This is a genomic window from uncultured Acidovorax sp., from assembly GCF_964021665.1.
Classification (GTDB): domain Bacteria; phylum Pseudomonadota; class Gammaproteobacteria; order Burkholderiales; family Burkholderiaceae_C; genus Acidovorax; species Acidovorax temperans.
Map to the genome: position 1 here is coordinate 1 of NZ_CAXIAK010000136.1, position 5,922 is coordinate 5,922.

Below are 5,922 nucleotides of genomic sequence, written 5' to 3' on the forward strand. Positions count from 1 at the left end.
GTGAGCCCACCAGCCCAGCCAGTTGCGTGGCATCGCTGCGAACCGCCAGGGCGGCGCCAAAGTCGGTGAGCTTGACTTCACCTTGTTCGGACAGCAGCACGTTGGCGGGCTTGATGTCCCGGTGCACCAGCCCTTCACGCTGGGCGTGGTCGAGGGCGTTGCAGCATTTGTAGGCAATGTCCAGCACCTGCGCCAGGGGCAGCAAGGTGTCTGCACTGGCAAACGCCGACAGCGGCTGCCCGGCCACGTATTCGAGCACCAGGTATGGCTGCGCAGCGTGTTCGTCCGCATCCAGCAAGCGCACGATGTTGGGGTGCCGCAGCCGCGCGGTGAGCATCACTTCATTGCGCAGCAGCTTGCGGTAGCGTTCAGCCTGCTCGGGCTGGCGCACCAGGTGGGCGTGCAACTGTTTGATAGCCACCTGACGGCGTTTGAACGCATCTACCGCCCGGTACACCACCCCGCTGGCGCCCCGGCCCAGCTCGGCTTGCACCTGGTATTTGCCAATGTGCAGGGGCAAGGCCGAGGGCGCGTTCATGGCCGTGAAAGGCGAGGCTGCCTCAGCCCGCCAGCGCCTGTTCGAAATCGGCCAGCAGGTCCTGCGCGTCTTCCAGGCCCACCGACAGGCGGATCATGCTGTCGCCAATGCCCATGTTGGCGCGCACCTCGGGGCCCGCTTCCCAGAAGATGGTGTGGGCCACCGGAATGATCAGCGTGCGCGTGTCGGCCAGGCCCGTGGCCTTGATGGGCAGGCGCAACCGGTTGCACAGGGGCAGGCACTGGTCGGGGTCTTTCAGCTCGAACGACAGCAACCACGAGCCTGCCTTGAAGTGCTTGCGGGCGCGCGCGTATTGCGGGTGCGATGGCAGCAGCGGGTAGTGCACCTTGGCCACGGCCGGGTGTTGCTCCAGCCACTGCGCCAGTGCCAGCGCGGTGGCGCTGGTGCGTTCCATGCGCAGGGCCAGGGTTTCGGCCCCCACGGCAATCTGGTGGGCGCTGTGTGAAGCCAGGGTGCCGCCCATGTCGCGCAGGCCTTTCTTGCGCACTTGTTGCAGCCCCCAGCTCTTGGGGTCGCCCTTGCGGTAGGCCTCGAAAATGTTGGGGTAATGGGCCCAGTCAAACAGGCCGGTATCGGTGATGGCGCCGCCCAGCGCATCGCCGTGGCCGCCAATGCACTTGGTCAGCGAATTCATCACCAGCCCCGCGCCCACCGTGGCCGGGCGGAACAGGTAGGGCGATGCCACGGTGTTGTCCACCAAGTACAGCAGGCCCTTGTCACGGCACAGGGCGCCAATGCCTTCCAGGTCGGGCACTTGCGTGCCGGGGTTGGCAATGGTTTCGACAAACGCCATGCGGGTGTTGGGGCGCACGGCCGCTTGTACCTGGGCTGCGTCAGTGGCATCCACCGTAGTCACCTGCACGCCCAGGTCGGCCAGCGTGCCAAACACGCTGTTGGTGTTGCCAAAAACGAACTTGCTGGCCACCAGGTGGTCGCCCGCCTTCAGCAGCGTGAAGAACATAGCGCACAGCGCAGCCATGCCGGTAGAAAAGACGATGGAGCCAGTGCCGCCTTCCATCTGGGTGATCTTGGCCTCTAGTGCCGCCGTGGTGGGCGTGCCCTGGCGGGCATAGTTGTAGCCGCCCTTGGCCGTGCCCTGGAAGACGGCAATCAAGTCTTCCACCTGGTCGTAGCCGTACTGCACGGACGAATGGATGGCTTGGTGGATGGCGCCCTTTTCGGCCCCGCCCCATCGGTCGGCGTGGACGATCTGGGTCGTGAAATCAACGGCAGGCTTGGTGCTCATAGTGGCGAATGCGAAAACTGGAAAAAGGGGAAAAAGGCGTGTAGTGCGCTGGGGTAGCCGGCGCAGTGCGCCGGATCAGCGCTCGGGCGCGATGTGTTCGGCGTAATCGTACAGCGCGCCCAAAATGTCCTGCGTGCGTTCGTCGTCGGCGGTTTCGGAGATCTCGTCGATCTGGGCAAACAGCTGCTCCACCGTGCGCGCCCCGCCCTGCCCATCAAACAGGCAGGCAGCGCGGTGGGCTTCCCAGCGTTCCTGCTCTTCGGGCGTGAGGGTTTCCGGGAAGTTGCGGGCCCGGTAGCGCCACACCAGCTCCGTCAATCGCGGGTCGTCAAACCCCGTGCGGGCGGTTGCCAGCCTGGCGCCACTCATGGTGCGCAAGTCGTTCAGGTGGTGCCGGTCGTTGTTGCCCACAAAGCCGCCGTACAGGTCCTGGTCCACATCGGGCGCAGGCTCTTGCGGCCGGGCAAACACGGCGGGCCAGATGCCGCTCATATCTGGCAGGCTGCGGGCCACCTCGGCGTGCTGCGCGGCCTGGGCCAGGTCAATGCCCCAGCGCTGCGCCAGCGCAGGCGTGAGGGTGTTCACATTGCCCACCACCATGGGGGATTTGTTGAGGTGGATGGTCTTGATGGGCAGGCGCGCCACGCCCTCGGGCAGGTCTGCCGCGCGGGTGAACATGCGCAGGCGAATGTCGTCCACATTCAAGGTGGCCAGCTCGCGCGGGTCGTGCGCCAGGTCCCAGGCAATCAGCTCGTTCTTGTTGGTGGGGTGGCTCGCCAGCGGCCACATCACCGCCAGGCAGCCCCGCTCAGCCGGGAACATGCCCGACACATGCAGAAAAGGCCGCGCCGTGAGCGCCGTGGCGGGCAGGCGCAACTCGGCCGCGACGCGGTCTTTCTTGTGCAGCGCCAGCGCAAAGTCAAACAGCTTGGGGTTGTGCTGGCGAATGAGCCGCGCCAGCGCAATGGTGGCGCGCACGTCCGACAGCGCATCGTGCGCGGCCTCGTGCGCCAGGCCGTTGGCTTGGGAGAGGTGTTCCAGCTTGAAGCTGGGCGAGCCATCTTCCTTCCTCGGCCACTAGATGCCGTCTGGCCGCAGCGCATACGTCATGCGCACCACGTCCAGCAAGTCCCACCGGCCGCACTGGTTCTGCCATTCGCGCGCATAGGGGTCGATGAGATTGCGCCAGAACATGAAGCGCGTGATTTCATCGTCAAACCGGATGGTGTTGTAGCCCACGCCAATGGTGCCGGGCTGGGCAAACTCGGCCTCGATGCGGTTGGCGAACTCCCGCTCGGGCAGGCCTTTTTCCAGGCACAGCTGGGGTGTGATGCCGGTGATGAGGCACGACTGCGGATCGGGCAGGTAGTCGTTGGCGGGCCGGCAGTAGATCATCAGCGGCTCACCGATCTCGTTGAGCTCGGCATCGGTGCGGATGGCGGCAAACTGGGCCGGGCGATCCAGCCGCGTGTTGGCACCAAAGGTTTCGTAGTCGTGCCAGAGAAAGGTGTGAGATGCCATGGTGCTCGGTGGGAAAACTTCCGCCTGGAAACCAGCGCGATGGAGAAAGCCCCCCAAAGCCAATGGCGGGCCCGCGAAAAGCGTCAACTGTAACCGGGTTTACAGTCATTTTGGCACGCAGCGCTTATTGGGTAAGCGCCAGCAGCTACCAAATAGATAGCAATTTGCTTAGAGCGGCTAACAAAACTCAGCGAAGCGGTTCTGGCTAGGCGCTGTGTCGTCGGCAGTACGAGCGGTACGACAAGACACAGCAACGAAGCCAGAAGAGTTTTGTTAGCCGCTCTTATACCAACTGACACAGGGGCGCACCGGCGAGGCTGGACAATGGGGCATGCGTTACTTTCACCCCACACCACCCCTGCCCTGCCTCCGCTTTCCAGTCCCCTTCACGGCCAAGGCATCTGCACTGGCACTGGCCTGCGCCCTGGCTTTGGGCGGCTGCGCCACGGCGCCCGGCGCAGGCACACCTGCGGCCCTGCCACCTGCTGCGCCTGCGGCACCTGCCGTTCCGCCCCCAGCCGCCGCCGTGCCAGCAGCCCCCGCAGCGGCAGACGGGCATGAAGAAGGTTTTGTTCAATGGCGCAATGCCTTTGCTGCGCAGGCGCTGGCTGAAGGCATTCGCCCCGACACGGTGCGCAACGTGCTGGCCCAGGCCCGATGGCAGCCCCTCGTCATCGAGCTGGACCGCTCACAGCCCGAGTTCACACGCACCCCTTGGGCGTATCTGGACAGCGCCGTGTCACCCCTGCGCGTCAGCCAGGGCCTTGCCAAGCTGGAGCAGCACAGCACCCCGCTGCAGGCTGCTGCGGAGCGCTACGGCGTGCCCGCCAGCGTGGTCACCGCCATCTGGGGCATTGAGAGCAACTACGGAAGCAACTTCGGCACCTTCAAAACCGTGGACGCCTTGGCCACATTGGCCTACGAGGGCCGTCGGCACGACTGGGCACGCTCGCAGCTATTGGCCGCGCTGCGCATCATTGACCGGGGCGACATTGCGGCAGAAGCCATGATCGGCTCCTGGGCCGGTGCCATGGGGCACACGCAGTTCATTCCCACCGTGTTCCAGGCCTACGCGGTAGATGCCGATGGCGACGGGCGCCGCGACATCTGGGGCAGCATCCCCGACGTGGCGGCATCGACCGCGCATTTTCTGGAGCGGGAAGGCTGGGTGCCCGGTGAAACCTGGGGGACCGAAGTGCAGCTACCACCGGGCTTTGACCACGCCAGGGCTGAGTTGAGCGTGCGGCAAAGCACTGCCCAGTGGGCTGCTGAAGGGGTGCGCGCCATGGACGGCAACGCCCTGCCCGACCTGGCCTCTGCCTCCATCCTGGCGCCCGCCGGTGCGCGGGGCCCTGCATTTTTGGTGGGGAAGAACTTCCGCACCATCCTGCGCTACAACAACTCTACCAACTACGCACTGGCCGTGGCGCTGCTGTCGCAGCGCCTGAGTGGCGGCCCCGGCGTGGTGGCCGACTGGCCGCGTGACCTGCAACCCCTGTCGCGCGAGCAAACGCGGCAACTGCAAACGGCGCTGAACGCCAAGGGCTTTGACACGGGCACCCCCGACGGCGTTCTGGGCCCCGCCACACGCGCCGGGCTGCGCAAGTACCAGCAAAGCCAGGGACTGGTGGCCGATGGCTATCCCACGCTGGAGTTGCTGCGCTCACTGGCGCCTGCAGGCACCAATCCATAGCGCCATAGCGGCCCTTGCACGGAGCCGCTGAGGTCACGAGCCCAGGCCATGCCTGCGGATCTTGTCGTGCAGTGTGGTCTTGGGTACCCGCAAGGCTTCGGCCGTGCGGGTGAGGTTGCCGCCGTGCTGGCGCAAGGCCTCGGCAATCAAGGTGCGCTCAAAAGCATCCACCGCGGCAGCCAGGGCCTGCACGGGCGCGGGGTCTGTGCCCTCGCCCGCCTTCGCGGCAAATGGCGCAGCGCTGGCGGCAATGCCCAGCACCGCCCGCTCGGCCACGTTGCGCAGTTCACGCACATTGCCAGGCCAGGGGTAGCCCAGCAGTTGCTGTAGCTGGCCGGGGGCCAGCTCGGGCACGGGCTGTTGGTGGCGTGCCGCGCTCAGCATCAGAAAGTGCTCGAAGAGCAACGGTACGTCTTCACGCCGTTCACGCAGCGGCGGCAGATCCACCGTGGCGATGCTCAGGCGGTAGTACAGGTCTTCGCGAAACTTGCCTTGTTTGCACAGGTCCAGCAAATCCACCTTGGTGGCGGCCACCACGCGGCAGTCGATGGGAATGAGGGTGTTGGAGCCCAGGCGCTCCAGTACACGCTCTTGCAGCACGCGCAGCAGCTTGATCTGCATGGCCATGGGCATGCTTTCGATCTCGTCAAGGAACAGCGTGCCACCGCTGGCATGTTCCAGCTTGCCAATGCGCCGCTTGCCCGCCCCGGTGAAGGCCCCGGCTTCGTTGCCAAACATTTCGCTGTCGAAAAGCGTGTCGGGTAGCCCGCCGCAGTTGATGGCCACAAAGTGGCCCTTGCTGCGTGGGCTGGCTTCGTGCAGGCAGCGAGCCACCAGCTCCTTGCCGGTGCCGGTCTCGCCGTGGATCAGCACGTCCACCGAGCTTGCGGCCAGCCCCGAGAG

General features: G+C 65.7%; 4 protein-coding genes and 1 pseudogene. 1 reads left to right on the forward strand and 4 read right to left on the reverse strand.

Annotated elements, in window-relative coordinates:
* The 3 genes and pseudogenes from AADJ04_RS17390 to sbcB form a co-directional block, all read right to left on the reverse strand.
* On the reverse strand, positions 1–538 hold a 538-nt coding region (locus AADJ04_RS17390), incomplete at its 3' end, for a serine/threonine-protein kinase (RefSeq protein WP_341240382.1).
* Positions 539–560: 22 nt separating this feature from the next.
* Positions 561–1,805 carry a cystathionine gamma-synthase family protein gene (locus AADJ04_RS17395; protein WP_341240383.1) on the reverse strand — a complete coding sequence of 415 codons (1,245 nt, stop codon included), beginning with the start codon at positions 1,803–1,805 and terminating at the stop codon, positions 561–563.
* A gap of 75 nt (positions 1,806–1,880) precedes the next feature.
* Positions 1,881–3,326 (reverse strand): annotated as a pseudogene (sbcB, locus tag AADJ04_RS17400) (exodeoxyribonuclease I).
* Between the two features lie 331 nt (positions 3,327–3,657).
* Here sbcB and AADJ04_RS17405 point away from each other — a divergent pair.
* The gene (locus AADJ04_RS17405; RefSeq protein ID WP_341240384.1) at positions 3,658–5,019 is read left to right on the forward strand and encodes a lytic murein transglycosylase; all 1,362 of its coding nucleotides are present in this window, start codon (positions 3,658–3,660) and stop codon (positions 5,017–5,019) included.
* Between the two features lie 33 nt (positions 5,020–5,052).
* Here the strand turns inward: AADJ04_RS17405 and AADJ04_RS17410 are convergent.
* Positions 5,053–5,922: sigma-54 dependent transcriptional regulator (locus tag AADJ04_RS17410; protein WP_341240385.1), on the reverse strand; the 870-nt coding region annotated here is incomplete at its 5' end.

Bases quoted from the DNA above. Each gene is read 5' to 3' on its own strand.
- AADJ04_RS17395 (WP_341240383.1), bottom strand. From the start codon at position 1,805: ATGAGCACCAAGCCTGCCGTTGATTTCACGACCCAGATCGTCCACGCC.
- AADJ04_RS17405 (WP_341240384.1), top strand. From the start codon at position 3,658: ATGCGTTACTTTCACCCCACACCACCCCTGCCCTGCCTCCGCTTTCCA.